General features: G+C 54.0%; 14 protein-coding genes. 10 read left to right on the forward strand and 4 right to left on the reverse strand.

Annotated features, from left to right (window positions below; all coding sequences use genetic code 11):
* The first annotated feature begins 17 nt into the window (after positions 1 to 17).
* The 10 genes from G9465_RS04925 to G9465_RS04970 all read left to right on the forward strand — a co-directional run bounded on the left by G9465_RS04925 (position 18) and on the right by G9465_RS04970 (position 18,123).
* On the forward strand, positions 18 to 1,646 hold the full coding sequence (locus G9465_RS04925) for a MarR family transcriptional regulator (protein WP_227015721.1): 1,629 nt from the start codon (positions 18 to 20) through the stop codon (positions 1,644 to 1,646).
* A gap of 437 nt (positions 1,647 to 2,083) precedes the next feature.
* Positions 2,084 to 3,850: a hypothetical protein gene (locus G9465_RS04930; RefSeq protein ID WP_166968076.1), complete on the forward strand. Its 1,767-nt coding sequence runs from the start codon at positions 2,084 to 2,086 to the stop codon at positions 3,848 to 3,850.
* Positions 3,843 to 5,315 (forward strand): DNA phosphorothioation-dependent restriction protein DptG, encoded by a 1,473-nt coding sequence (gene dptG, locus G9465_RS04935; RefSeq protein ID WP_166968078.1) that lies wholly within the window; start codon positions 3,843 to 3,845, stop codon positions 5,313 to 5,315. Before G9465_RS04930 ends, dptG begins: the two co-directional genes overlap by 8 nt.
* Complete coding sequence (locus G9465_RS04940) at positions 5,299 to 9,471, forward strand: hypothetical protein (protein WP_166968080.1); 4,173 nt, start codon at positions 5,299 to 5,301, stop codon at positions 9,469 to 9,471. The genes dptG and G9465_RS04940 overlap by 17 nt, the downstream gene beginning before the upstream one ends.
* A 264-nt stretch (positions 9,472 to 9,735) precedes the next feature.
* Complete coding sequence (locus G9465_RS04945; protein ID WP_166968082.1) at positions 9,736 to 10,335, forward strand: site-specific integrase; 600 nt, start codon at positions 9,736 to 9,738, stop codon at positions 10,333 to 10,335.
* A gap of 636 nt (positions 10,336 to 10,971) precedes the next feature.
* Positions 10,972 to 15,120, forward strand: coding sequence for an Eco57I restriction-modification methylase domain-containing protein (locus G9465_RS04950; RefSeq protein ID WP_166968085.1), 4,149 nt, complete (start codon positions 10,972 to 10,974; stop codon positions 15,118 to 15,120).
* A gap of 102 nt (positions 15,121 to 15,222) precedes the next feature.
* A complete protein-coding gene (locus G9465_RS04955; protein WP_166968087.1) occupies positions 15,223 to 16,719 on the forward strand; it encodes a hypothetical protein in 1,497 nt (498 codons plus the stop codon).
* A complete protein-coding gene (locus G9465_RS04960) occupies positions 16,697 to 17,164 on the forward strand; it encodes a hypothetical protein (RefSeq protein ID WP_166968089.1) in 468 nt (155 codons plus the stop codon). Before G9465_RS04955 ends, G9465_RS04960 begins: the two co-directional genes overlap by 23 nt.
* A gap of 145 nt (positions 17,165 to 17,309) precedes the next feature.
* A complete protein-coding gene (locus G9465_RS04965; protein WP_166968091.1) occupies positions 17,310 to 17,462 on the forward strand; it encodes a hypothetical protein in 153 nt (50 codons plus the stop codon).
* On the forward strand, positions 17,455 to 18,123 hold the full coding sequence (locus G9465_RS04970) for a recombinase family protein (RefSeq protein ID WP_166968093.1): 669 nt from the start codon (positions 17,455 to 17,457) through the stop codon (positions 18,121 to 18,123). Before G9465_RS04965 ends, G9465_RS04970 begins: the two co-directional genes overlap by 8 nt.
* 402 nt (positions 18,124 to 18,525) lie before the next feature.
* On the opposite strand, the gene G9465_RS04975 is transcribed toward G9465_RS04970, so the two are convergent.
* The 4 genes from G9465_RS04975 to G9465_RS04990 all read right to left on the reverse strand — a co-directional run bounded on the left by G9465_RS04975 (position 18,526) and on the right by G9465_RS04990 (position 26,087).
* Positions 18,526 to 19,473: a hypothetical protein gene (locus tag G9465_RS04975; RefSeq protein ID WP_166968095.1), complete on the reverse strand. Its 948-nt coding sequence runs from the start codon at positions 19,471 to 19,473 to the stop codon at positions 18,526 to 18,528.
* 105 nt (positions 19,474 to 19,578) lie between these two features.
* Complete coding sequence (locus tag G9465_RS04980; RefSeq protein ID WP_166968097.1) at positions 19,579 to 19,857, reverse strand: hypothetical protein; 279 nt, start codon at positions 19,855 to 19,857, stop codon at positions 19,579 to 19,581.
* Positions 19,838 to 23,719, reverse strand: coding sequence for an MrcB family domain-containing protein (locus tag G9465_RS04985; protein ID WP_166968099.1), 3,882 nt, complete (start codon positions 23,717 to 23,719; stop codon positions 19,838 to 19,840). Before G9465_RS04985 ends, G9465_RS04980 begins: the two co-directional genes overlap by 20 nt.
* 1,711 nt (positions 23,720 to 25,430) lie before the next feature.
* Positions 25,431 to 26,087: a hypothetical protein gene (locus G9465_RS04990; RefSeq protein ID WP_166968101.1), complete on the reverse strand. Its 657-nt coding sequence runs from the start codon at positions 26,085 to 26,087 to the stop codon at positions 25,431 to 25,433.
* Positions 26,088 to 26,364: the final 277 nt, after the last annotated feature.

Below are 26,364 nucleotides of genomic sequence, written 5' to 3' on the forward strand. Positions count from 1 at the left end.
CAAGGGAGTGGTCTGCGGTGCAGCTAATCGAGACCGCGCCCCACGAGTTCGCTGCACACTTCCTCTTCGGTAGCGCGGGGCTCGCGCCGTTCTTTGCGTGCAACCGACGAATCAAGGATGGCGACGGGAGCCAACAGGCTACTTTCGAGTACGACGGGGAGACGTGGCTGGTGTCACTCTCCTACCGCGACTCCGGACTCGCCCATCCCGGCGCGCAGTTACCGACCGGAACTACATTCCAGCTCGAGGAGATGCGCGAGTTCGACCTGCACGTAAGCAGTGCCGACGACCCTATTGGTGAGCGGTCTTTTCACGCGCACATCGCCCCGCGCTGGCAGGGGATGCAAAGCAAGAACGGGAACGAGATTTCGATACCCGAAGATCTTGGCGAGGGCGTCAATTTCCACGTACAAGGGTCGAATATCGAATTTACTGAGTACCAACCACTGATTCGGAAAGCGATGAGCGCTGTCGGAATCAGTAGTGGATACTTCCGTGAGCTACACGAGTTCTCGACGATCCTTGATGCCGAACGGTACGTGCGGGTTCACAAGGAATCCAGCGGGCCGATCCATTCCCGTGACGGCCCCATTACGCAGCTCGGCCACCTGCTGGAACACGACCGCGTCGGTCGTCGAAAACTTGTGCAGTACGACAGCGACGAGCGCGGCCGACAACAGCCAGGGTACTATCACACCGCGACGCTCGGACCGCGCCGCGTCCGAGAAGCGTTCCCCGAACACCAACTCCCCAAAGAGGTGAAACACTACTATGCGAAGGAAGCCGCTTCACTCGATAGTGACCGGTCCATCGCTCATCCGAAAGTCGGGGTGTCCTACCAGAAATCGTTCTGGAAGGAGCAACTGAGCGCGGCCGACATCGAGCAGTTGACCGTCGAGTTGGAGGAGACGCTCTTCAGCGTCCTCGCGGAAGCCGGGCTGCCCGTCCGCCCTGGTGCCGCGAACTACGTCGAGGATGCCTACTTCGAGAAGAGTGAGTCCGACCGCGACCGGACAATCATTAAATTAGATTTTACTCGAATCAAGCACCGTCAGGAGTCGGTCGTGATCAAGCACATCACCGACGGTCTTGCGCCGACCGCTTGGGACGCGCTCAATGTACTGGTAACTGATGGCGGAGAAGTCAGTCCGAAGGATATTGCAGAGGAAGCTGACCGTCATCCAGGAAGCGTCCGCCGGGCACTCGACCAGATACCTGAACTGGTTGAGCGCGAGTACGGCAGTGTCTCACTGCGCTCGAAGTATATTGCCGACCTCGTTCATGATGCGGTCTCTGAGGCAAAAGAAGCGACTAAGCGAGCTGCCGAAGCCGGTGCGAAAGCAATGGAGGCGGCCGAGCGCGGTGTCGATAAGACGACGAGTGCCTTCATCGCGTGGGCAGCAAAGCACGATGTCGACGTACAGGACCGCGAGGGTGGGCCACTCCGGTTGGACTTCGGCACCGTCGATGATATCCGCCGTCAGCTTCGGGAGGGATACGACCTCTGGATTTCCGCAGATATGCCGCCAGAACGCTATCGTATGGCAAACGTGCGTTATGAGGAGGAAGTCGAGTCAGGTCTCAACTATATCGACACGACTGAGACGAAGGCGTTCGTTGCAGATGCTTGGCGACTCCTCGACTGAAATGGCTGGAATAGTGGCAACGCTGTCAATCACCGCTAATTCGCGGTAAAATACACTCCTTCTTCGTCGCGCGAGGTACCAACAGACCCCCGGGTGGGGTGTGAGGGCCCTATGTGTGTTTTGATGATGTCCCCCTTAGGGACACGTCTAAGAACAAACCTAACAGTGGGCATATCAATGGACCTGAACTATTCCCCTATCATATTGATACAAAATAGTTTATACACTCCAAAGTCGGTAGTTTGCATTCAATGTTCGCGGCAGGTCCTTTCCGATTACTCATACGTTGCTCGGAGTAATTTGGATCACTATAGTACAGCGGTACTATTGTCGATTTCGGACGGGTAAATCTGCATGACAGAGTCACCACAGTGATTTAATACCCTCGGGGTCATCCCTCGACACCAAATGAAAATGAATTGCTCCCCTGTGTTGCGATGACGGTACTTAGCTCGATCGACGAGGCCTACGAAAACGTCCGGCGTCTTCGATTTGGGAATACCGGGACCGTAGTCGGGGACCTTGAGATGAGTGACTTCGCTGATGCGCTATATGTTCCTGATACAATAGACGATGCTACTGAAGAGTTTTTTACCACCTCTAATCCTGATGGCGAGTTATTCATAATCACCGGAAGTGCGGGCGATGGGAAAAGCGCGATCTTTGCCCGAGCTTTCACGGAGGCCGTTGACAATGGCACCGAGTGGTTGGAGGAGAAACACATCAACCTGGACGCAACAGCTTCGAAGCGTCGAAATCAAAGCAAAATTGATGATCTGAATGAATTTCTGGAGGCAGCTATTGAGGATATAGAAGCCGAAGACGGGCCTCGGCGTGGTCTGGCGATGAATCTGGGGATTGCTCTTAACTTCTTTGAAAAGAGTGGATACAATTCTGATGGCAAGTTTGATGAAATCTGGGATGCGATTGTAGCAGCCAGAGATCCTGGAAATCTGGACTCTGACGGGATCTATTCGGGTGAAAACGGTGTGACGGTCGTGAATCTATCTTATCGACCTATCTTCACCACTAGTCATGATCCGGAGGAATTCGCCTCTGGGCTATTGCGGAACATAATCGATCAATTTGATTACGACAGTGAGGAGACTGATTCTCCGTTCCGGGGTATCGAAGATCTGCCGGACACACCGACAGAAGCACTCAGGGAACCGGACACACCATACTTCATCCACAACTTGGCCGCGTTCACCGACGAAACGGTCCGAAAACGATTCGCAACGTTCGTTGCTGCTAGAAGTCTCACCCATGGGCAGTATCTCAACCCACGTCATATTTTGGCCTACATTGCGCAGGCGCTGATCCCCGATTCACTTGAGCAATTAGTCAACGAGACTGGGCCGGACGCGACTCCCCATGATGCCGTGGATAATGATATCGACCCTGCTATGCCGCTGATTTGGAACGGTATCTATGGAAACGCACAACTCGAAAACCACGCCGCAACATTAGATCCCTGTGCTGCCCAGTCGAACGAGATCGATGAAAAGGTGCTAGAACTGACTGGCGGTCAACCAATTGATAACATAGATGATTCACTGACTGGAATGAACGAGATGAGCCGATTAAACGCTGCCAGAACGTGGGCCCGGGCGGGATATCTACGCGGGACGGAAGATATTGATGTTCTGTCCGATCAACCGGTATTTCGCCGCTTTGTCGGGACGATCGCATATCTTGATGAACGCGAACAAACGACAAGCGACCAGGCCGGCACATATACCGAGGAGGCTTTCGAAAAGGTCGTTGCTGCGCTTCGTGCGTGGAGTGGGCAAGGCACGGACAGCGATTGGCTCAAACTAGACGACGGACTCCCTTCTGCAGAGTACCACTTTTTTGCAGAATGGGACGATCCGGGCCCCGATGAGAACGAATCAGCCATCCTCACGACCGAGGAGACTCGCCCGGGGACGTTTTGGTTTAAGTTCGACAACGGAGTCGAGATTCCCCTGACCTTCCGGCTCTATTACCTAATGGAGCTAACGTCTGAGGGGTATAATCCAAATGCCCTCGATTTAGAGGGATCAGAGGGGGTACGGCTGATCAGATCTCAAATCTCAAGATTCACTGAAAAGGATGCAGAAATCGAGATTCGTGCCGGAAACGGATCTCGCATTTTCAATATCACTGCTAGAAATTTCGGGAGCGGAATCACCGTCGAATATGCAGGTGATGACGATGTCTGATAACGAGTATTTTGAAGAGGAGACTCCAAGCCGCGTCATTCAAGGCGGACTATTTCCCAGTTCACCTCGAGCGAGTCGCCGAGAGAGCATTTTCAGTGATGTGATTGCTGAGGTGCTTGGGGCGGATCCATCGTACTCACTCGAAGATCTGGAAGATCACATCCGGAGTACTGAATCAGGCCCGGCCGACGAAGGCCATCGAGAACAACTCCTTGATGTTCTGGATCATAAGTATGTCAAGCTACCAAGAGACACACACAAGGCGTCGTCTCGAGCGCTTATCCCGTTTGATCCGACCGTTGCACAATATATTTTGCCGCCCGGATCAAGCGCGTGGGGGCGATGGTACGAGATGTTCGTGACCGAATCGCCAGAAGATACGATTAACTCTGACAGTCATAACGTCTTAGTTGATAAACTGGACGAAGTTTCTGCATCAAATACATTTGAAGAATTTATCATCAATAAGATTGAAGATATGGTTGGCGACGATCAATCAGAGACCGGGGGGTCGTCTCTGACCCCTCGTCGATGTTATCTCCCAGAGCTAGCAAGCGCATTCCAGCGAGATGTCCGTGCCTGGTCGTCGATACCGACTGTTACAGGTTCACAGTGGCTGCTCACATTCCGTGACTTGGTGTGTTTTTACTGTATGATGTACTATATGCAGCTTGCGAGAAACCTCAAGTCAGAGTGGGAGGAGTTCTGTGTTGACACCCGTGATTCGGGTTGGAGTCCGCACGTTCACGAGCTTCCGTTTGGTATCAGAACTGAGCGCGCAGGGGAATCTCGTGACTTCCGGAACCTCTGGGAAGGTTCGTCGATTGTCCCATCGATGTATGACCAACTCTATGAGTCGTGGATGCGGTTGACTGTGACTCGTCTACTCAATGATGCGCTGGATGAGCAGGGTATAACTCCAGATGATCGGCCGTTCACGATGCTCGAGGCCAAGGAACGACTCCATGCACAAGCAGAGGAGTACACCGGTGAGGATGACAGCCCGATCGAGGCTGCAATCAAACACCTAACCTCAGTGATTGCCGATTCAAATTACGATGATGAGCCAGAGAGCTTAGTCGATGCCGCATGGCTGGTATTCGATACCGTGGATGAGTACTACCGCACTCAAGACTCAACAATAGCGGCAATCCGTCTCGGTCCGGCCGCGGTGAGGCAATTAGGCTTATCCGATGAGCGGACATTCATCGAAGAACGGCAAAAGGCTGGTCTAATTTTCGTTCTCAATGAGGGATCTCTGGCCATGTTCGCTCGGATCTTTACCGAGCTGCAAAACAATGGGGCACAGGATTACAGCTATTCGAACTTCAGGTCGTTTCTCACATCGCGAGGGATAAAACTGAAGGGCGAATCACAAGCGGCGGCCAGAGAGATGCTGGAAGGAATGGGCCTGATCCGGCAAGAATCCGACAGCGGAGACACAATCAATGTCAGGACACATTAAATCGGTACTGTGGGAGCGACTCGATGAATACCTCGAAGCTTCTGGCGTTCGAGGTGGCCAGATTTTGGCAGCCCGATTCGATCAGGGAGAATATCCCAAGCTCATGCGGGACGCCATTTGGGAGCAGGATGTATGCACCGTCAGATCGCTTACAATTGATAGCGTGACAAACGACGTGGCGGCGGTAGAGAAGGACGGTACGACGATCTACGTTCAGAGGATATATACCGACACGACATATCCGGACGACGACGAAGCTATCGACGGGTTGCAGGGCTTTGGGACGACCCTGCGAAACCTCGTTGCACGCGAGCAGAATGGCGAAGATATTTCTGTTCTATTGATTTTGGATACGCAATCTGATTTAGACACGTACAATCCGACCAACAGACTGACTGATACGGGTGGTCCGCTTGATCTCTCCGCGATTCGTGCTTCGCTTCTCACACCACGCTCCGACCATTCGATTCCACAACAAGCGGTCCTAGCGGCGACTGAGCGACTGATCGAGAACAAACTGGGCTCACCGGGTGATTCTGCATTCCTCGCAGATGTGGCAGCGATTCGAGCCGCAGTGGATGATGAAGACGTCTCTAGCCTCCAAAGGCGCCTCGGCGAACTCCCACAGATGGTCAATGTGGATACGCTTCCAGACTCATGGTTTGATCTCGAGCCCGAGACGTCACCTGAGGAGGTGTGGAAGTTTAAAAAGCTCTACGGGAGATTCGTTGATGCCCACGACCACGCTACCAGGCTTCGGGACGCGTTCCGCGGGGGAACAAACAGTCTCGAACACCTCAGGGAAGATTATCGAGAGGACTTCGTCCAGGAAGTCCTCGTAGAAGGTGACTGGCGCGGATTTGGTCTCGCCGAAATCGAGAAAAACGAACGGATCCGGCGGAAGGTTCGGGAGCAATCCGAATCCGATCAAAGCTCCGACGAGGAGGCAGATTCCGATGAATCGGACGACGATGAGGATGATGAAGCAGAAAGCGAAAGCGAAGATACGGACGCTGAGGACTCAGAAGACGCGGATGATGTAACAGATCCCGTTCCTAACGGAGTGAGCGTTGACGGCTCTGCTGAGGACTCTCGGATCTTTGAGCAACACGAATCTCCACTCACGGATGCCGATTTCCGATGGAGCGGGCTCTGTAAAACGGAGGAAGAAACCCTCGAAGCAACATTAGAGTTTGACAAAGACCTATCAGAACCATTCAACGTCAGAATCCAGCATTCTGACGAGACACCTTCGTATGCGGTCTCAGGCGATGCTGTGACTGCGACTGTGGAGCTTCCCGATGAACGGCCTCAGTACATCAGTGTTGAGGTCTATGTTGATCGGGACGACGCAAGAGGGTATCCCACAAGTCGCTTCGATATCGCAGTCCTTCCGGACTGGTGTTTCGATGCGACGGCTGAGGTAACACTCGATGTGGATTTCGAAGAACAGGGACTCGTCTTCCATGGTCCAGATGTGCTATCGCTCGTTCCGGCACCACCTCGCAACGACCGAGACAAAAAAGAACAGACGATCTTGGAAGACGGACAGCATGTGGCTCTAACACGTCCGACTGACCTGTTTGCGCAAGTTCCGCACGACGAGACGAGATTAGAATGTGTTTTGCAGAGCCCCGCAACAGAGGAGGCCGGCGAGGCAGGCGAGTCTGATGGGTCGGATGCAGTTGGCGTGAAACTGATTTTCTACGACGAGTCCTCAGACATCGACTCTAAGGATGTCGTGTTTCCACTCTTTCTTGACGCGATCGCCACGACCAGTGACGTCGGGAAAGACGACAGCGTCAAACTTGTGGATGAAATCACGATCCAGCCGGACGATAGTACCATAAGTGCTCGGGGAGTCCGCTTCCAGCCAACAAAATCAGCTCTTCAGGCTGTTATTCAGGTTGAGCACGAAATCACTGAGTCAGGCAGCCCTAATCCTCGCATTGTAAGCGGCGATTCATTACAACCAGGTGTAAAGGGTGAGTTTGCGACGGCGCTTCCGGACCCCATCCAAGCAGCGTACGATCGGCTGTTTGAACACTTCGATACACGGGGGACGATCCCGTCAGTTGACCCCTGGGACAGCGAAACGAAGGATCGGGTCAGAGCGGTTGTCGAAGCGTTTAGTGATCTCAATCCGGAGCACGACGACTATTCTGAAGAAACGTATCAGTCACTACAACGTGTTGGGACCGTCGAGACCGAGGGAGATAGCCAGTATGTTTGGCTGACCTCGTTCCACCCGCTGATGCTTGCGTACGGGTTACGAATTGCCGATTGGCGGGATGACGATCTTGCACCGAACGGGAAGACGGGGGGATTCGAAAACGATCGGTTCACAGCCCAACTCGACCCGACTGGCCTGCTCCCATACAAGAGCCCCCGAGAAGGCTCATGTCTCAGGGCTGAACCACTGGAACGTCACTCGCTGTGGGCACAGTACGCGCCAGTTCACTCATCTGAGCAGACGGAAGAAACACGCACCCCCAGTTGGTTCCGGTCAGCGTTCGTCGATCGGGTTGAGGACTTCCTCTTTACATTCAGACCAATATTCGAACTCCACCCACACCGCCAGCTGACCGTTAACGTCGCGAATCTCGGGGATCTCAGGCCACTTGTCAACGGTCTTGTGGAGCTTTACGACAATTCTGAGGACCCAACCGAAGAGATCCCCCCGATTGAGCTGCGAATCTACGGCGAAGGCAGACAAGGAACCGCCTTGGATACCTTCTTTAGTGACCAAGGGACCGCTGACGCGGAGGAACGAGTCTTGGACCAATCGGTTGAGGACTCTCTTCTGGAGCAGCTCAAGGAACGAGTGTCGTACACCCACCGGTCTGAGCCCCCCGCGAATGCTGACTCTGCCCATATCTCCTTTTTCAGAAACGTCCTCTCCGAAACATATCGGCCAGTGTCGATGGGCCGGCTCCCAAACGGCCTGTTCAAAGATGGTTTGCTCCCTGTGGAGTCTCTTGAGAAACCTTCAGACGCGTCTCAAGAGTACCAGATGGGATTCGGCGTCAGTACGGCCGCCACGGGTCGAGTCCAACAAGTGGCCAAAATCGCGAACCGTATAGAGGCCCACACATACACGAGCGGTGACTACAGCGCCTCACAGAAACTCATCAAAGAGATCAGTGCCACACGTGGGGCTGCCCTGGATCATCTCTCAAGCGAATCCGTTTGGGCAGTCTACGTGGATCCAATTGTCGAACCTGACTTCTTCACCGGCTCTGACGAGATGGATTCAATTGTTATCCAGTATAGCGACGAGCATGACCCCAACAGCCCCGGCTACGACATCATTACAACGACCAATCGACGGACAGTCTACCAACAGGCGATCCAGACTGGTGCCGAGCGGATCGATCAATACAACGTAACCGACACGGAAACGCTGCTGTTGGTGATGACGGCCATCCAAGGCGATGCCGTCACGGAACTTCAACATGCCAATCCGCAAACGATCAAGCAACGAATCGGGGAGGTTGGCGGTATGGCACTCGCCAGGACCATGCTCCGAAGAGAGCTCGGAGATTATGCGTGGTTGCCTGTCCCGCTGGCAGAACACGTCCAGCATGACCGGGCACACAGGCAGCGGATCCCAGGCGTCCTCCAAATGGATGTTTCCGGGCCCCTGAGTGACGATTTGCTATTCGTTGGTCTTCCTGACTCGCTTGAGGATCCGGTCAAATTCTGGCTTGTGGAAGCAAAGGGTGGAAGCGGCGCCGACACTGGTCATGGGGTCCAGCAGATCCGGAATGCCAGAGAGGCGATGACAACAAAATTTGATCGAGATCAATCCTATGCCGATACCGAGCTCCTATACAGTGCATTCGGGCGAGTGATCGTCGACTTGGCCAATCGGATGCGGACTTATAATATCATCTCCTCCGATGATCAGAGTCGGATCCATGACCACCGAGAATCACTTCTTGAAGGGGAATATGATGTCTCGTTCCTATCGGGGGTGAACAATGAACTCGGTGATGTGATCAACACGGTCGATGAATTGGGGGCCCAGTTAGAGATCGAGGAGGACGTTCGTGTCGCGACCGTCCCAATCACGATCTTGGAACTGCTTGGCGAACCTGATACAGATCCGAGCACGATCGTCGAAAACTTCCCGTTTGATCAATACGGGTTTTGAACTAATACAACAACAGAATAATAGACTTGTAGAGCAAATCTGATTAAAAACTCTGTATTTGGGCTGAATGGCACCTTGGAACGACCGATAATGTTTGATGTTTAGTCGAAATCTCTAAACAATGCGATTCGTGCTGAAGAGAGACCACTCTCTTTTCGTAGTTGATTAAGAACTACGACACGGAACCTGCGATATCGGGCTATAGGTGACCAGTCCGGCCCAAACTGTGGCTTATGATGTCGGACTTTTCATTAACAACCGTACATGCGCATCGAGCGAAACCAGAATCATCACTCCTATCGCTGCTGGCTAACGCCGGACGAGTACAAGACCCTCAAGCAAAGCGCGGGTAGCTACCGGGACTCTCTCATCATCCAACTTGGGGGAGAAGTCGGGCTTCGGTCCTTCGAGATACCGCAGATTCATCCTGAGCACATCAAGCACGTTGACGGTCACGCCCGGCTTCGCGTTCCCCAAGGAAAGGACACCGAAGGGGGCGGTGGGAAGCCCCGCGATGCTTACCTTCCCGAGCAAGTCGAGAGTGAACTACTCCGCTACGCCAACGTCGAAGACATCGACCGCGACGGGCCAATCATCGACCTGAGCGAGCGGTCGGTACAGCGGCGGGTCAAGGCGACCGCCGAGCGAGTCGCAGAGGAGACGGACGACGCCGACTGGCAGAAACTGTCGAGTCACGACCTTCGACGGTACTACGCCCAGACACTCCTGGTGCGTGAACGGATGAACCCCAGAGTGGTGATGGAGGTTGGTGGTTGGTCGGCGTTCTCCGCCGTCGAGCCCTACCTGAACGCTCCCACCGCGGAGGTAGTGAACCGTGAGTTTGAGGAATCGAGGCTGGCGTGACGACCGCGATAGATGGCGGTAGAGCAGGGGATGGAAGGGCGCTTCCGGGGGTGCTCTCCTGGCCTGTCTATACTGACCAGCGAAAAGCAGCGGTAGAACGCCCTCAAGCAGGCGTTCAAGCGATAGAACGAGCAGGCGAAAAGGGCGCTTTGAGGGCGGTAGTCGATGGTCGATCAGCCACGAGCAGGATCTGAGGGGTTGAGCGCCCTCAAGCAGCGCTCAAGCGTGGATTCGAGCAGGAGCTGAGGGCCCTCAAGCGGTGGTCGTTCTGGTAGGTGTGGGAGAGCATGGGAAGACCTCCCTCAAAGGGCGCTTTGATCCCGCTTACCCCTGCTCTTGATCCTCGTCTGTTACGACCAGCGAGAAGCAGCGCATGAGCGCTCTCAAACAGCTAAAATCTTCGCTTGCGAGTAGTGCTGAGAAGGGTTATTTCCCTGCTCCCAAGGACACGGCCTTGACGACCAGCAAGACCAGGAGATAGAGCGTCCTGAAGCAGCGTGAATCAAGCATTACGAGCAACGGTTGAAGATGCTTCTGAAGGGTGGTCTCCGTTGGTCGAGTTGAACCGAGGGGGAAGAGACCAACAGATTCCCCTAGATTGATTACCATCTCTATTTGTCTAGTTACCACTTCATAATGAGTCAGGCAACTCTCGGCTCAACGCCCTACCGCAATTCAAGCCTCTTTTCTGGCTACTATCTCGACGAACGAATCGACGACCTCGAGGAATGGGAGTGTGACGACGAGGCCCAAGAAGCGTTTGAGGCACTTCAGCACCTGTGGGACCTGGAAGGCGAACTCGTCAGCTCCTACAAGGAGGACGAACTCCTCGATTCGTGGATCGACGATGTGCTCGATATCCTTGGATTCGGCACATTATCGGAGCCGACGCTGCCCGACAGTGGTGGATACAACGACCGTCTCCTCTTTGAATCGGACGAGAAGCGTCGTGATGCGGCCAAGCGGAAGCGTGACGGCGAGACCGAAGCGATGTACGGTCTCGCATCGGCCGTTCTGGAAGCGAAACAGTGGGATGCCGACTTCAACAAGCGGTTCAACGAACAGCGGTCTTATCGGGACGCCTCCCACCAGATCAAGTACTATCTGGAACACACGCCGGAGCGGCTGAAATGGGGCATTCTCACAGACGGCAAGAAGTGGCGGCTGTACGGGACCAAAGACTACGCAACCGAGGTCTACTACGAAGTCGATCTTCCCGAGCTGCTGGAATCCGGGGACGTAGAGCAATTCAAATACTTCTACGCGTTCTTCCGACCAGCAGCGTTCCGTGAGATAGCTGGAACGTCGTTCCTTGATACGGTCTGGAACGAATCGGAGACGGCAGCCCAAGAACTCGGTGAGGATCTACAGGACAACGTCTTCACAGCGTTGCGGGTGCTCGGCGAGGGGTTTATCCACACTAATGACCTCGACATCGACTCTGACGACGAAGATGCTCGGGAAGAGCTGAAAGAGCAGTCGCTGGTGTTGCTCTACCGGTTGATGTTCGTCCTCTACGCCGAGTCGCGTGGCCTGATTCACCCTGACGACCCCAGCGCACAGGCAGAGTTTGACGAGCACTTTAGCTTAGACCAGATACGGCTGGAGATTCACGAAGACATCACTTCGGGCGATTCGTACGACGATTACAGCGGCTACGCCACTCCGATTTGGGGACAACTACAGGATCTTTTCGGGCTCGTTGACGAAGGGAAAGAGACACTGGGAATTCCGCCCTACAACGGTGGACTCTTCGACAACGAGAGCCACGAGTTTCTAGCGGAGAACGAAGTGGCCGACCGGTACCTCGCAGAGGTGATTCACCGGCTCGGGACGACCGAGGGGGAGGGCGGGAACCCAGTATTGGCCGACTACGCCGACCTAGATACCCGCCACCTCGGGACCATCTACGAGGGCCTGCTTGAACACGAGTTCCGTATCGCATCGGAGCCCTACGCCGCGGTCTCCGAAGATGGTGGGCAGGTCTGGAAGCCCGGGACAGAGGTGAGTGTCACCGAAGCCGTCGAGACGGTTGAGCAAGGCGAGTTGTACGTCGTCAACGACGACGGCGAGCGGAAGGCCACGGGTGCATACTATACGCCGGACTACGTGGTGAGCTACATAGTTGAGGAGACCGTCGACCCGCTACTGGATGACATCAAAGCCGAGCTGGAAGCTGACGGACTGGAGCCCAGCGATACCGCGTACTTTCGTCGGTTCTGGCAAGAGGTCCTGGAGTTGAAGATACTCGACCCTGCGATGGGGTCGGCGCACTTCCTGACGAACGCGACAGGGTATCTGACCGAGCAGGTGATGGAAGTCGTTCGCGAACAGGAGATTCAATCCTACGACGAGCAGGAACTTCGGCGGACTATCGCGAAGGAATGTATCTACGGCGTCGACATCAACGGTATGGCTGTCGAGCTAGGGAAGCTCTCGATGTGGCTGGAGACACTGGCGGCCGACAAGCCGCTGGCGTTCCTCGACCACCATGTCAAGGCCGGGAACTCGCTTGTCGGGTCTGATATCACCGAAGTTCTGTCCGACGACACCGAGGAGAACGGCGGCCAGTTAACCCTCACACAGGCGTTCGCCCGAGCCCGCCAGCAGACGCTTGAACACGTCATGGGCCTCATGGAGGACCTGCTGGCAATCGACAACGAAGAACTCGAAGACATCAAGTCGATGGAGGAGCTGTACGATGAGATCCGTGCCGACCCACTGTACCAGCGGCTCTTCGAGATTGCGAACGTCCACACCGCCGAGGAGTTCGGTCTGGACGTGCCCAGCGGCGTCTACGAGGACATGGCCGGCGCTATCGAGAACGGCGACGACTGGGAAGAGATCCGCGACGAAGATTGGTTCGCGACGGCGCAAGCAATGGCCGACGACGAGGACTTCTTCCACTGGGAACTGGAGTTCCCTGAGGTGTTCTTCGGGGAAGACGGGGAGAAACTGGATGGGGCCGGGTTCGACGCCGTAATCGGGAATCCACCGTATGTTCGCATATATGGTGACACCTTGCCTGATGCCTACGTCGAGTACCTCCGGGAGACATACAGTACTGCGCATATGAAATTCGATCTGTACGTTGTCTTCTCTGAACTGGGGATAGACCTCACGCGGACTGATGGCACCTTCTCATATATTATTCCAGATAAGTTCACATCTACCCCTTACGGAGAACCGCTTCGCGACAAGATATTGGAGCAGACTAAACTACGGTCTATACTTGATCTCAGGGAGAGGCAAGTCTTCGCCGACGCGACTGTTTCGAACCTTATCCCAGTCCTGAAGAAATCTGACGAGACGCTGGAGACGCTTGAGATCCGTTCAATGGGTCCCAATAACACGGTTACCAGCAGTGAGCTCCCACGTAATGCAGTCGTCTCTGACGACGACCACTCGTTCCGTCTCTCGCGGACAGTAGAGGATATGCAGCTAACTTCGAAAGTCCGGGAGAAGTCCATTCGATTTGATGACATATTCTATACGAACTGGGGACTCCGGACTGGTACCGCTGAAAAGACGGAAAAATACGTTGTCGAAGATGGGGACGGCCCTGATACTTATCCGATGGTTCGCGGGCAGGATATCGTCGAGCCATATCGACTTCGAAAGCCGTCTGAATACATCATTTACAAAAAAGACGACCTATACAACCCGATGTTCGAGGAACTCTTCGAGAGCGAGAAGCTCATCTTCCGAAAAATCAGCGGAGAGGGTCTGATGGCCGTTGCCGACGAAAACGAGTACTACTGTTTCTCTACACTAATTCCGTGTGTAAATATTCAGAAGATTGTCGATGTAGATCGGGCTGGGATTCCTGACTTAACGTCAGAGTGCCAAGTTTACGAGGACATATACTATGCGCTGGCAATCGTCAATTCATCACTCTTAGAATGGTTCTACGGAATCAACCTCTCCGATGAATTGAGTGTTGTTCCCGGCCATATCAACGAGCTCCCGATAGCGAAGATAGAGGATATCGATTCAGAACCGGATCAGCAGTTGGTAAATTCATTATGTGACAATGCCAAGGCCGCTATTGAGGGAACGGTCGCTGGCGAATCCGTCATTTCAGAAGTCGAGGAAGCAGTAGATTCATGGTGTGAGAGGGTTGTACACGATATTCTCTCTGAACTGGCCGAAATGAACTCTGAACTCCACAGTACCCATGAAGATCTGAACCTTCGGCTGCCTGACTATCTTGGCTCGTACGATGAGGGAATGACGATAGCAAATATTGGGTTGACTCAGCCATCAGACAAATCTGCAGACTCCATTCTGCAAGAGACCACTGAGCAGAAGCCAAACCTCCGTGTCGGAAAGGCCAGAGTTGTACGTGAGACCGAGACGACTGTCGAAATCCGACTCACCGCTCGCTACAAACCCGACGACGAAGATGCCCACGAGACGGACCAATGGGGTTACACTGAGACGGACTCGCTTCCGGCCCTGCGCATCACGGACCTCACTGAGACTGAGGCCGACCTCATTGAGGCGTTCGTGCCCGTCGCCGTCGACGAGGCTGGCGGCTTCGCAGGCTTCCGCGAGACCGCGACGAAGACAAACTCGCTAGTCGATCGTCTGCGCAAACTCACGCTCCCGGCCGTCGACGACGTGCGTGACGGGCTGGCGAGCTACGTCGAGACGAAGGAGCGGGCCGAGGAACTGGAGGCAAAAATTGAGCGCACGGACGACCTCATCGACGAAATTGTCTATGAACTGTACGGGCTGACCGACGAGGAAATCGAGACCGTTGAGGAGGCGGTCGGAGAGTGATCTCTCGGCTATAGTCGTACTATTGTCTAAGTGATTGCACCCCGCCATTTATTGTTGTGTATAAGAACATATCATACTGATATATGAAGGTGATTCGTAGGTATGGACATTCTATTTGACACAAACATATTCATACACCGCGAAAATGACGAAGTAGTCCCGGAAGACCTACGAGAACTCGAAAAGTCACTGAAAGAGCAAGGTCATCAGATCCTCATTCATCCCCTATCAGAGCGGGAGATACGGAACGACCACAACGAAGAGCGACGGCTTCAGAACGAATCACGAATTGAGACGTATCCAACGCTTGACTTCCCTAGCTATCCGTCCGACGATGATGCCGAGTTTCGCGCTGCAGTTCCTGAGGCGACGAGCACCAATGACAAAGTGGACAATGCAGTACTCTATTCAGTTTACGTCGACGACGTGGATTTCCTCATGACGGAAGACAAGGGAATTCACAGCAAGGCCTTGGACCTAGGCATCGAGGACAGAGTCTTCCCAATCGAGGGGGGCCGGGATTACTTTAGACCAACTGACCCTTCTATTCGTGGGCCGGAGGCCATTAAACGAACCACGGTTGGCGAACTCGACTTGAACGATCCGATATTTGACTCACTTGAGGGTGACTACGATTTCATAGAATGGGCTCGCTCAATATCCGACCGCACTGCGTGGGTTAACTACAATCAGGATGATACCCTTGGAGCAGTACTGATTCTGAAGAAGAACGAGGTAGAGAATATCGGCACACGCCCTGAATTAGGTCGGAACCGTCGGCTGAAGATATCGACACTCAAGGTCTCCGAGCGAAAGTGGGGGTCGAAGATTGGAGAGCTACTGATTTCATTAGCTATTCGGGAAGCAATCAACGGCAGCCACGAGGAGATGTATCTGACCCACTATGTCGAATCTGGAGAAGATGTGTTGGTCGAACTCATAGAGACTTATGGCTTCGAAGAAGTCTCGAAAGAAATCGACGGAGAGTCAATATTCCTGAAGCGGCTCACTCCTGGGCAAGGTGACGACCCGACACCTCTGGAGACGAGCAAAAGATTCTATCCGTCCTTCTATGATGGCGAACAGGTCAATAAGTACTTGATTCCGGTACAGCCACAGTTCCACAACAAACTGTTCCCTGGCTATGCAGGACGCGATACGACACTGGCGGAATTCTCGGGTGAATTCCAGTCAGAAGGGAACGCGATAAAGAAGGCGTATCTATCACATGCCAAGAACCGTAAGCTAGAGCCGGGAGATTTACTCTTATTCTATCGGTCTCGTGACCATATGGAAGTCACTTCTATCGGTGTACTAGAGGAGGTACACTACGGTCTCACGAACGCTGACAGCATCGCACGGATCGTAGGGAAGCGATCTGTGTTCACTGACAAAGAACTACAAGACATGGCCGAGTCTCCAACGACAGTACTCCTGTTCCGGTGGCACTTCGACTTGGAGAACCCAATCAGCTTTAAGGAACTAAAGGAGAATGAGATTTTATCCGCTCCTCTACAAGTGATGTCAGAGATATCAGATAGAGATTATAAGTACATCCGTGAACTAGGGGGGATCAATGAACGTTTTACTCTCGATTAAACCCGAATTTGCGGAGAAGATACTGTCTGGCGGAAAAAGATACGAATTTCGAAAAACTGTATTCAGTGACCCGGAAGAGGTGGATACCATATTTCTCTACGCTTCTTCTCCCGTCCAGCGTATCGTTGGTGCGTTCACGATGGATGAAGTGATTTCGGACAGCCCAGCGAACCTCTGGCGTGAGTATGGACATTACTCCGGTATTTCGGACCGGAGCCGGTTCATGAGCTACTTCGAGGGCACCGAAGAAGGACATGCTATCGAAGTGGACCATGTCCACGAGTTCGATCAACCGATTAATCCAGCACAGCGGACAGACGACTTCTCACCACCTGTCTCATTCTATTACCTACAGGAGGATTCAGAACTCAACATAACACGACAGTTGCCGGAGCCGATGAAACAGGGAGCGTCGCCCGATCTTCTGCAGTTTTCGTCTGATTGAATGCGCCGTCCTTGGACAGCTAACCCTCATTTTCAAGCGACAAATCCACGGTGCCGTTCTTTGACGCCCTACGTTCGAGAAACCGGGGTTACACGAACAGATAGATTAGGACTAAGTATAGGACTAACATAAGGCCTATACAGAGATGCCGAAGACACGCGTCAGTCAGGGATCGAACGGGCAGTACAAGGTCACGGTGCCGAAGGGTGTCGCCGAAGCGATGCAACTGGACGGGAAGCGCCTCGACTGGAAGGTGAAATCGGGGAGCACCCTAGAGGTGACCATCGTCGATGAGTAGCGCCGTTGGCTACACCCGAATCTCCCAGGAGTCGGACACGTCCATCGACCGCCAGAAGCACCACATCCGCACGTACGCCGACGAGAACGGCCTCAAGCTCGAAGCCATCTACGACGACGGAGAACACTCCTCGGGCTTCGACGAGAGCCGAGAGGAGTACCAGCGCGTCCGGGAGCGCGTGCAGTCTGGAGGGATCGCAGCGGTCATCGTCAACGACAAGCGTCGCCTCGCCCGGGACTTCGACGAGACGATGCGCCTCGTCCTCGATCTCCGCGAACACGACGTTGAGGCGCACACCTTCCAGGAGGGACGACTGGACCTGTCGGACCCGGTGCAGGCCGCCGTCGAAGTCCTCCAAGCCGCCAGCGAACACGAGGCGAAAAAGAAGGAGATTGAGCGCGCCCGCGAGGCCGTCCAGGAGCGCATTGAGAATGGGTACGACCACGGCCGCCCGCCTATCGGCTTCCAGTTCGATGACGCTGGCGAACGGTGGGTGCCGGACCGAGAGGGCCGTTTTGAGCACGTCGTCGAGGCCATCCGCATGGTGGAGGACGGAGCGACTTACCGCGACGTCCAAGAAGAGCTGGACATCGCACCCTCAACGATGTCGGGCGTGATGGACCGCCGCGACCGCTACCTCCAGGAGACTGAGAGCCCATAAGCAACGACGTCGATCCCGAGGATCTTATCCTCTGAACTCGCCAATTTGTATCTTCCGTTTTAGGGTGTCATTGAAGAATTCACAATATGGGTAATTTCAATGTTATCGGAGGAGAATCGTGTGCTCAACTACATGCGAGCTGACCGCTGGCCCCCTGTCAGAACTAAGTGATGTTCAGTGTATCGTGCTGAATACAGCGCGCGAGTCGGTTATCGCTCGGTCTCCATCACCGGTTTTGCTGAGTGTTAGACAAAGCTGACGTCCTTAATGACGTCAAAGAGCGAGTGTCTCATTCTTTCATATGCTCTATGGAAAACTGGGTGGCCAGACCAACAGTAGCTTCTTCTGTCGGGGCGTCAGATCTCGCTGAACGTGCGAATCTACGATTGTCACCGGTGGCGCTCAGTTGAAGACGAAGAGGTCGTCAATAGAGAGCTCTCCGAGCCACGAATATACCAAATGCTGAAGTGCGACCTCAGAGACTTCAGGTTCGAACGCGACGCCGTCTGACACGATGAATCCGGAGAGACTGATATCGTCTCGTCCCAACAGGTACGATGAGCTATCCCAACCACCGTGCCCCGGGTCTGGCTTAGCGAATTCAAAATACCGCATGAGTTCGTAGATTCCGTCGGAGAGAGTGGACCGACTTTCGGTATGTTTGATCTCTCCCAGAATCACATGATTTGGTTGGCCATCTGCTTGGTCCATCGGATAGCGCTCTATCACGATGTCGGGCCGGCCTGAATAGAGGGACCGCCTGGTATCGTGATCCATGATATCCCGGTGTCGGTCAAGTGCCCGCCGTGACTGGCGAATATATTGTACGGAATTGTTCTCCGGCACCGGTTCGTGAAAGCGTAGCCGTCCAGTGTTGTCGTGATAGATTCGATACTCCCAGTTACTGTCAGCCATGACTGCAATCGCGTCGCTGCCACGCTCGATCGATCGTAACGTTACCTCCGCCTGCTCCGAGAAAGCGTTGAGAAGCTCAAAGATAACGGCCAGTTCAAATAGGGTTGCCGTTTCGGGGACAGATAGGGATTCCAACAGCACCCGCCCAGCGTCATCGTCATCGAAGTCTCGGGCCAGAAGCCGTTCGTACAGTCGATAGAGGTCGTAGGCTTCATAGTAGAGCGGTTGACGAGATTGCCGGGCCTGATCTAGAGCCTTTGGCGTGACCCTGGTATCGCTATCGGCGTTGATCCGGTTCAGGTGGACGTTTCGGTTGTAATGGCGCAGGAAGGACTGGATATTGCCATCGTCCCATCGGTCGCGTCGCCACTGGTAATCAATCTCCAGCAGCTCACTCCTGGCTGTCTCGGCAATAATCGACAATAAGGCCTTCATCAAGACGTTTTGTGGTAGTTGATACTCAGTTGTTGCCGACCGTGTCACGAACCTGGATGTATCACCTGGGTGCTCCGAATAGCGTTGTCGGATGGTCTGGCCCAGTCAATCGCCCCCGTATTTCCCACGAGTCTCCTCGCTCTCGACTGTGCTGTCGGTTTTTACCCGCCGGAGCCGATCGTGAAGCTCCGACAGGTAGTCCTGAACTGGCTCCGAGAGGGCAAACCGGATCCTGAGCAACCGATCAAGGTCCTGAATCTGGAGGCCCGTTTTGTCGAGAGCATGTACCAACTGCTCCTGGCCAATCGGCCGCCCCGATTTTAGATAGGCTATGAGCTCTGTCTGAACCCTCTCAGTGAGGGTTTCACGCGTCGTCTTTGTCATCGAAGTCGATAGCGAACATATCTTCGGCAGTGGCTTTCAGGGCCCCTATATCGACACCAGGGGTCACCTCGCGGTCATTGTCGACCTGGCCTTCATCCTCGACACCAGCCTCCGTGTCTTCGGGCTCATGATCTGAGTGGACCCACTGAATGGTCGTGCTATCGTTTAGCGAATTAATCAGATCTTTCTGCTCATCAGGCCGCAAGCCCTCCAGTTGAGGGTAGACTAGTGATATCACCGCACTAGTTAGTGCACTTCCTGCCGCCTCGCTATCATAAGCTGCTGTGTAAGAGACAAGGTCCTCAATAAGGGCGGGACCGATTTCATGGCCGGCGTTGATATTCGCCCAAAGGACTGCGATTCGATCCCCAATATTGTCGAGAGTTCTAGCCAGTCCGACTGAGTCGTCATCTACATCCTCTTCGATATCCAACTCGGTGGTTGGGTCGATCGCTAGCCAGGAGGTGGCGTAGTTATCCTTACCAGCTGCCGGATTCAACAGCCAGGCCTGAACGTCACCGTCTTCGATCAGCTCGGGGATGCCGACATGGATGAACGCGAAGCGCCGCATGAAAGCATAGGACATTTCATAGAGTGAGGCTTTATCTGCCGTGTTCATAGTCCCCAATAGCCGCCATTGCGGTGTCACAGGATAGCGATCTGGGTTGGTTGCGATCGCTTCCCGCTGTTCCTGGAGGGTCCCGTCATCGACCCAGTCAATCTTCACTGTGTCATCGCGTTCGTAGGGGAGCTCGACGGAGTCACCGGACAGGACCGAGAACAACTGGCCAAACGCTTTGTCGATATTCGAGCGGTTGAGTTCGTCGATCACCAGCCACCTGGTCCGGATGTCTCCTTCATCTGTCCGGAAGCACCGTAGGAACTGCCCGGGTGAGAACTTTAGGCTCCCATCTTTTTCATTCTGGCTGGGCATGTAGCCGCCGACGGTATCGTATGCTGTCCACTCGGCTGTTGCTGTCGTGAACACTGAGCCGTCGATGACCCCTGCCTCAGTCAGCTGGGCACAGACTGCTGTTGCCAGTTTCGATTTTCCGGTTCCTGGCGGGCCAGTGAACACGATGTGTTTACCGCCGTTCAGCGCTGCTCTGATTTGATTTCGGATCGAAACGGCCTGCTCACTCGGATAGTAGAGTCCTTCCGGGAGGTCTGGTTCGACCGGTGGTAACGAGAGCCGGTCTTCCAGTCGATCTATATTCTGTTGGGCAGTCCCCAACTGCATGAGTTTCTCACCAGCCGATTCGGAGACACAATAGAGGTATTCCTGGTTTGGGCCCGAGGGCCCCATCGGATTATACTTCTCCAGGCGATATTTGTCTTGGATGAAAATCGGATAGAGATCGGTCAACCCGATCGGCTCTTTAAATTGCGTAAAAGTGACATCGATTTGCTGTTTGTATGCTCCATCGACCTCTGTCACGTAAGCTTCCGACGCAACGACTGAATAGCCGAGTAGCTCCCCGTCGTGATAATTGAAGACGGTGTCACCTACCTCCAGTTTCCCAAGGTTGTGTGACCAGCGCTCATCAAGACCCGCCTGCAGGTACTTGTCAGCGACTGGTGCTTTTCCCTCACTCTGGTTCACCCAATAATAGGGGGCGGTTGCAGGGTTGTCGATATCCGGTAGCGATGGGAGCCGTCGTTGGCCAGATTTGGTTTTCTTCTCGGTCGTTTTAGTCTCCCCATCGCTTAGCCCCAAAGTCGTGTGGAGAGCATCAGCAATCTCCTGATACGTACGGTCCGTGTCGACAAACGAGCGCTTCCGACACGTTGCGGCGCCGATCTGCTGGTAGGCCTCCTCTGAGAGGGTTTCTAAGGTCCACTGATTGAAGACCTCTTGATTGTAGGTGATCGTGATCGGTAGTCCTTGCTCTGCGACCGGGAACCAATCGACTTGGATGAAGCGGTCATGAGGCATTTCAATGTCGCCATTGTATTCATCGAGGACAGCATCTTGATCGGTCGAATCAAAACCAGCCGTCACGACCCCAAAACCATATACACGGCTCAAGTTGTCTTTCTGTGAGCCTGCTACGATGAGGTCCCCGTCCTCGATGTTTGTGACGAAATCATAGAGCTGCTGTTCGCTCTGATTCTTCTGCCAGTTTTCACGGACGTCCTGCGAGGCAGATTGGACATCTGCCAGCTCATGTCCCCCGAACCCAACGGAGGCAATCCCACACTCTGACCATACCTCCCATAGTCCTCCGCCCGAGCCTGGCCCGATACGCCACATCTGGCCGGCTGGCATTGTCATCGTCGGTGTAGAGCCGACAGTCTTCAACAACTGTTGATAGGTGCTGATAATGTTTTGTAGATCTTCTCCGGTAGTATCCTCTGAGGACTGTTTGAATGCAGTCTCACTGTATTCACGATAACAGATCGCCCCACGCCCATACTTTCGGGCCTTTGAAGTATCATTAGTCAACTCAGGCGACTGTGCGGTGAATCGGTCAGGGACCGTTGCAAGCGCCTCTCTGTAGGATTCGGCAGCTCGGTCTAACAGGTCGTAGGTATTTGCACCCGACTCTGCGCAATGACTTGCTTTGGTTGCTTCTTGGGCGCCTTGATTCAGGGTTAAAAAGACACTATCTGCAGCCGGGTCAAAAAGAAACACAACATAAATTCCGTTTTGGGTACTCGTAGTGTGATTTTTATCGAAGACAGCCACATAAGGGTCATATGCCATTGTCCCCTGGCCCATTCCAGCACGGATTTTGTAATCGAGGTCTGTCTCGGCGACAAACTCCTTGATTGCAGCCGTCGCTTCACTTTTTAACCAGCCCTGCAGGCGGGGATAGTTCGAAACGCTTCGCTCAGCCTCACTTCCGGAGATCTCCTCTTTCGCAGGATACCTCGATGCTATTTCTCCTAATACGTATTTGAGCCCAAGCTCCCTGGGCTTGGGGCCGATCATCGCTGGCGTGGCCATGCGCCGTTGGTCCGTGATCGACTCCAGAAGTAATTCGACTTGAGCGGGACCCTCAAACTCCTCTAAACCGTCTTTGTCAACTTCGGTGATCACTCGGAGTAGCTGGCCGATCTCAATATTCAGTGACACTTCATGGTCAGTCTCTTCGGTGGCGTGACCACAGAACTCCAGATAGTCAAGCTTGAAATCCTCGTAATGAACATGAGCCTCGTTGTAATCATCCGTCGAGGGATAACCAAACAGTTCCAAACCAGCTAGCGTCTGGCTGTTTATTGGGGGCGCCTCATCGATGTGAAACCGGCCGTAGAGCTCCCGAACCATCCACTTCGCATCCAGCTCATCTTCCCATCCAGTGTCATAACTGCTCGCATCCTGGATCTCTCCGATCAAGGTCGCTAATTCTTCGGGTTCTCGCCCCTTTGTCTCAGTCCACTTCTCGTAGATGTTGCTTCCCGAATCCGTACTGACACCGCTGTTGAGGTGATCCCGGACGGCCTTGAATGTCTCCAGATCAGGGCTTGAGATAAACGCTTCAACATTAGTCTGAAACCCATCAAAGTCATAGGGGTCCACAAAGTCGAAATGCTCTCCTTGTGGCTGTTCTTCAGCTACTGCCTGCCACTGCTCAAGCAGTGATTCGCCCTCTTTTGAGACTGACTGAAGTGCCAGGCCATCCGTCTCAAGATCAACGATTCTGTAGTCACCTGGGCGAAGGCGTTCGATCGCGCCAATGGATGTCAGGTCCTGAAGGGCCCTCCGCATCGACTGGCGGTGTGTACTAGAAGTAGGAAATTGCGACTGTAGCCGAGGCTTTGCCTGGGTAAACAATGCCTCAACACTGAATTCATCCCGCGACGACCACTGCTGAAACCGTTCTATCTCCCGGCAAACGGCTTCTCCCCAATCTGTCATAGGAATCAGTTCCTTAGCCAGCACTTATTGTTTTTCCGACAACGCTCGATCATAACATTCAAGCGTTATTCTAACGGAAAATTCCGATTTTTCTTGTACATGTATGCCATGCTGGATTAGGAAATGTCAGTCAAAAACCGCAGTGTCACACGGGCATTTCGCCGTATCTATCCTCTGTATTCAGCACACGACTCGTGGCAGCTTTCGGGCAGATCTCCGAGTGACATGTTCGAGCACTCGTCTGTATTGAACGAGTAGAGGGCGAGAAGAACGAGTGTGAGATCCGTTGTATGACACCCTCTCTTCCGTTTGCCTATTTTTACCGACACCTAATTCCTATTTGGGCCGCCGGAGCGTGGCCTATAGGCTAACACTGCAGCTGGCCCTCCGGAGTGGACCCGTTCTTGGCCGGCAGGCACCGCTATCACCCTTCCGAGTGACCCACTTCAAAAAGGCCAACCCATCCACAGAATAGGGCGAATATGCTGGCCTCTGAGGCGAATCAGATGGGATCCAGAGTCGATGTTCGCCCGGCTCCTTGACCATCTTCCCCGATATCGCCCAACTCTCGGCCGGTGAAGCGTGACCTGTGAGCTGGCTGTGCTGCAGCCGGTTTTCCGGGATAGACCCATTCCTGACCGGCAAAAACCGTTTTCGGCCGCCTCAAGTGACACCGAAAGTCCACTCCCGGCAAAGCAAGAGGTGGGATAGGCCGGGCCACGAGCAAACCCCGGTTGACAAGGCCGACCAGACAGGAAGTGGACCGACTAGCTCCCCGATGTCCACCAATTCTCCCGGCAATCATGCTCTGCTGGCCGACAATTCTGCGCCCGACTGATCATCCTTACCCACTCACGCCATTCATCCTCGATGGACAGTCCAATTTATCGGCCATCACGGACAGGGCGAGATACTATTGTCCGGGTCTACACACGGTTCTGGTCGTCCAAAGGCGCCGAACCGACTTTGGGACCCGGAACCGGTGTGACTAGCGCGAGTGTCACCGACTGAACTGGGGATAGCTGGCATCGAACACGATACCAGTCCGCGTAAACCCCGACTTCTCCATCGTTGACGGAGACAAATGGGCAGATTGCTCTTACATCGCCACCATCACAGATCGAGGTCGGCCTGGCGCGCAGACACGAACGAACCACTGATTCTGGCAGTCCTCCATATCTATGAGCACCGTTGACGGCTTCGCCAATCCAACCGAGAGATATCCGTTCTATCCCGTGAGACGCCGTCTGTGAAAACGGGCCTGTAGGGGTGGATGTACTGGCAGGCGGCGCCCACTGAGACCGCACCGGCGACAGGCACAGTGGGCCGTTCTATTCGCACGACGGGCGCCATTATAATGGCGGGAGCGATAGGCGCTGGCATTGTTCGCCTGTCCCTCGCGGGATGCTCCCGATTCGTTGGTTCCCGCTCTATCTCTCTGAGGCACGCCTGTTCCGGTACTCGTTGAGGTGGGCAAGATGGATCCGACCATTACCGCCACGCCTGGGTCCTTTTTTTATTCTTCTCCGCTCTCTCAGTGTGGGTTATCGCCGGCAATTGGGCGGCGAATTGCCTGCCCATATCGGGCAAGCGGACACGTGGCCGGATCGAATAAGGTGACCGTGACTGCATGCCCGTATTTCCGGCCTTGAGACTCGCAACAGAACCAAATTATCAATTCCGGCCCGTGAGAAGCGTTCTGATCGGTGGGTTATTCTTTGTCAGTGGCCGTGTCGCTGTCCAATATGTCGTCTTCTCGCAGACGTTCCAAATCCTCGTTATCGAGATCACCGTGCCTTACCAGAGCACCAATCTCCTTATCGGTGAGCCACTCACCGTCTCGAAGCTTCTCCATCGCGCGCTCGGGGTCGACGAATCGGACACGCCAATCTACCTCGATGTTCACCGACGCAATAGCCGCCTTCTGATGCTCTCCTTCCGTCGCCTTCCGGCTCCGGTTACTCCCTATCTCGATGGCTTCCTCTAGGAGTCGTTCGAAGTTCACATGAGTGTGCTCAGTGATGCCATAATAGCTGAATGCGAGAGCCCACCGAATACCGTCGTACACCTCACTGATCTCTGAACCCTCTGGCGGCTCAGTGATGTCGCTAAATATAGTCTGCAAATCACGGTCATCCAGGTAGTGGAAGAGCAGTTCGAAGTCTACGAGACCGTTCCGTATCCGGTCACGCATCCGCTGGCGTAGCTGCGTCTCCGATGCGTCACTGATGTCTTTTTCTCCCAGCAGGTATTCTCGGTCATCGTAGGTGAGAAGTCCCTGGGGTCGATCATGCGGATCTTTGTTATGCCTGAGCCAGCTCTCCCTTTCGTCCTCGGGGTCATCGTCTAATTCGTCGGTGGTACACATGATTAACAGTATGTACTAACCATGGGTACACAAAAGCCTAATTACCCGGGATTCATTGAGGGGTGTATGTCGGTGAACTCCGATGAAGGATGGACGTCGATCCCCGTCCGTCCCAGTACTCGAGACAAAGTGAGCGATGTCAAGGACACCGGAGAATCTTGGAGTGACACCCTGGAACGCCTACTTGAGGAGGGCAACACACAGGAACCACTAAGATCTCCGAATTAAAGATATCGCTCAACGCGTCTGAATCGTCCAACGACAGGCACCACCCGTA

The sequence above is a fragment of the Haloarcula sp. JP-L23 genome, from assembly GCF_011602445.1.
GTDB classification, from domain to species: Archaea; Halobacteriota; Halobacteria; order Halobacteriales; family Haloarculaceae; genus Haloarcula; species Haloarcula pellucida.

What these genes read in the sequence shown, in the direction of transcription:
- G9465_RS04945 (WP_166968082.1), top strand. Translation starts at nt 9,736, where the DNA reads ATGCGCATCGAGCGAAACCAGAATCATCACTCCTATCGCTGCTGGCTA.
- G9465_RS04965 (WP_166968091.1), top strand. Translation starts at nt 17,310, where the DNA reads ATGCCGAAGACACGCGTCAGTCAGGGATCGAACGGGCAGTACAAGGTC.
- G9465_RS04930 (WP_166968076.1), top strand. Translation starts at nt 2,084, where the DNA reads ATGACGGTACTTAGCTCGATCGACGAGGCCTACGAAAACGTCCGGCGT.
- dptG (WP_166968078.1), top strand. Translation starts at nt 3,843, where the DNA reads ATGTCTGATAACGAGTATTTTGAAGAGGAGACTCCAAGCCGCGTCATT.
- G9465_RS04985 (WP_166968099.1), bottom strand. Translation starts at nt 23,719, where the DNA reads ATGACAGATTGGGGAGAAGCCGTTTGCCGGGAGATAGAACGGTTTCAG.
- G9465_RS04975 (WP_166968095.1), bottom strand. Translation starts at nt 19,473, where the DNA reads ATGAAGGCCTTATTGTCGATTATTGCCGAGACAGCCAGGAGTGAGCTG.
- G9465_RS04960 (WP_166968089.1), top strand. Translation starts at nt 16,697, where the DNA reads ATGAACGTTTTACTCTCGATTAAACCCGAATTTGCGGAGAAGATACTG.
- G9465_RS04980 (WP_166968097.1), bottom strand. Translation starts at nt 19,857, where the DNA reads ATGACAAAGACGACGCGTGAAACCCTCACTGAGAGGGTTCAGACAGAG.
- G9465_RS04950 (WP_166968085.1), top strand. Translation starts at nt 10,972, where the DNA reads ATGAGTCAGGCAACTCTCGGCTCAACGCCCTACCGCAATTCAAGCCTC.
- G9465_RS04990 (WP_166968101.1), bottom strand. Translation starts at nt 26,087, where the DNA reads ATGTGTACCACCGACGAATTAGACGATGACCCCGAGGACGAAAGGGAG.
- G9465_RS04940 (WP_166968080.1), top strand. Translation starts at nt 5,299, where the DNA reads ATGTCAGGACACATTAAATCGGTACTGTGGGAGCGACTCGATGAATAC.
- G9465_RS04970 (WP_166968093.1), top strand. Translation starts at nt 17,455, where the DNA reads ATGAGTAGCGCCGTTGGCTACACCCGAATCTCCCAGGAGTCGGACACG.
- G9465_RS04955 (WP_166968087.1), top strand. Translation starts at nt 15,223, where the DNA reads ATGGACATTCTATTTGACACAAACATATTCATACACCGCGAAAATGAC.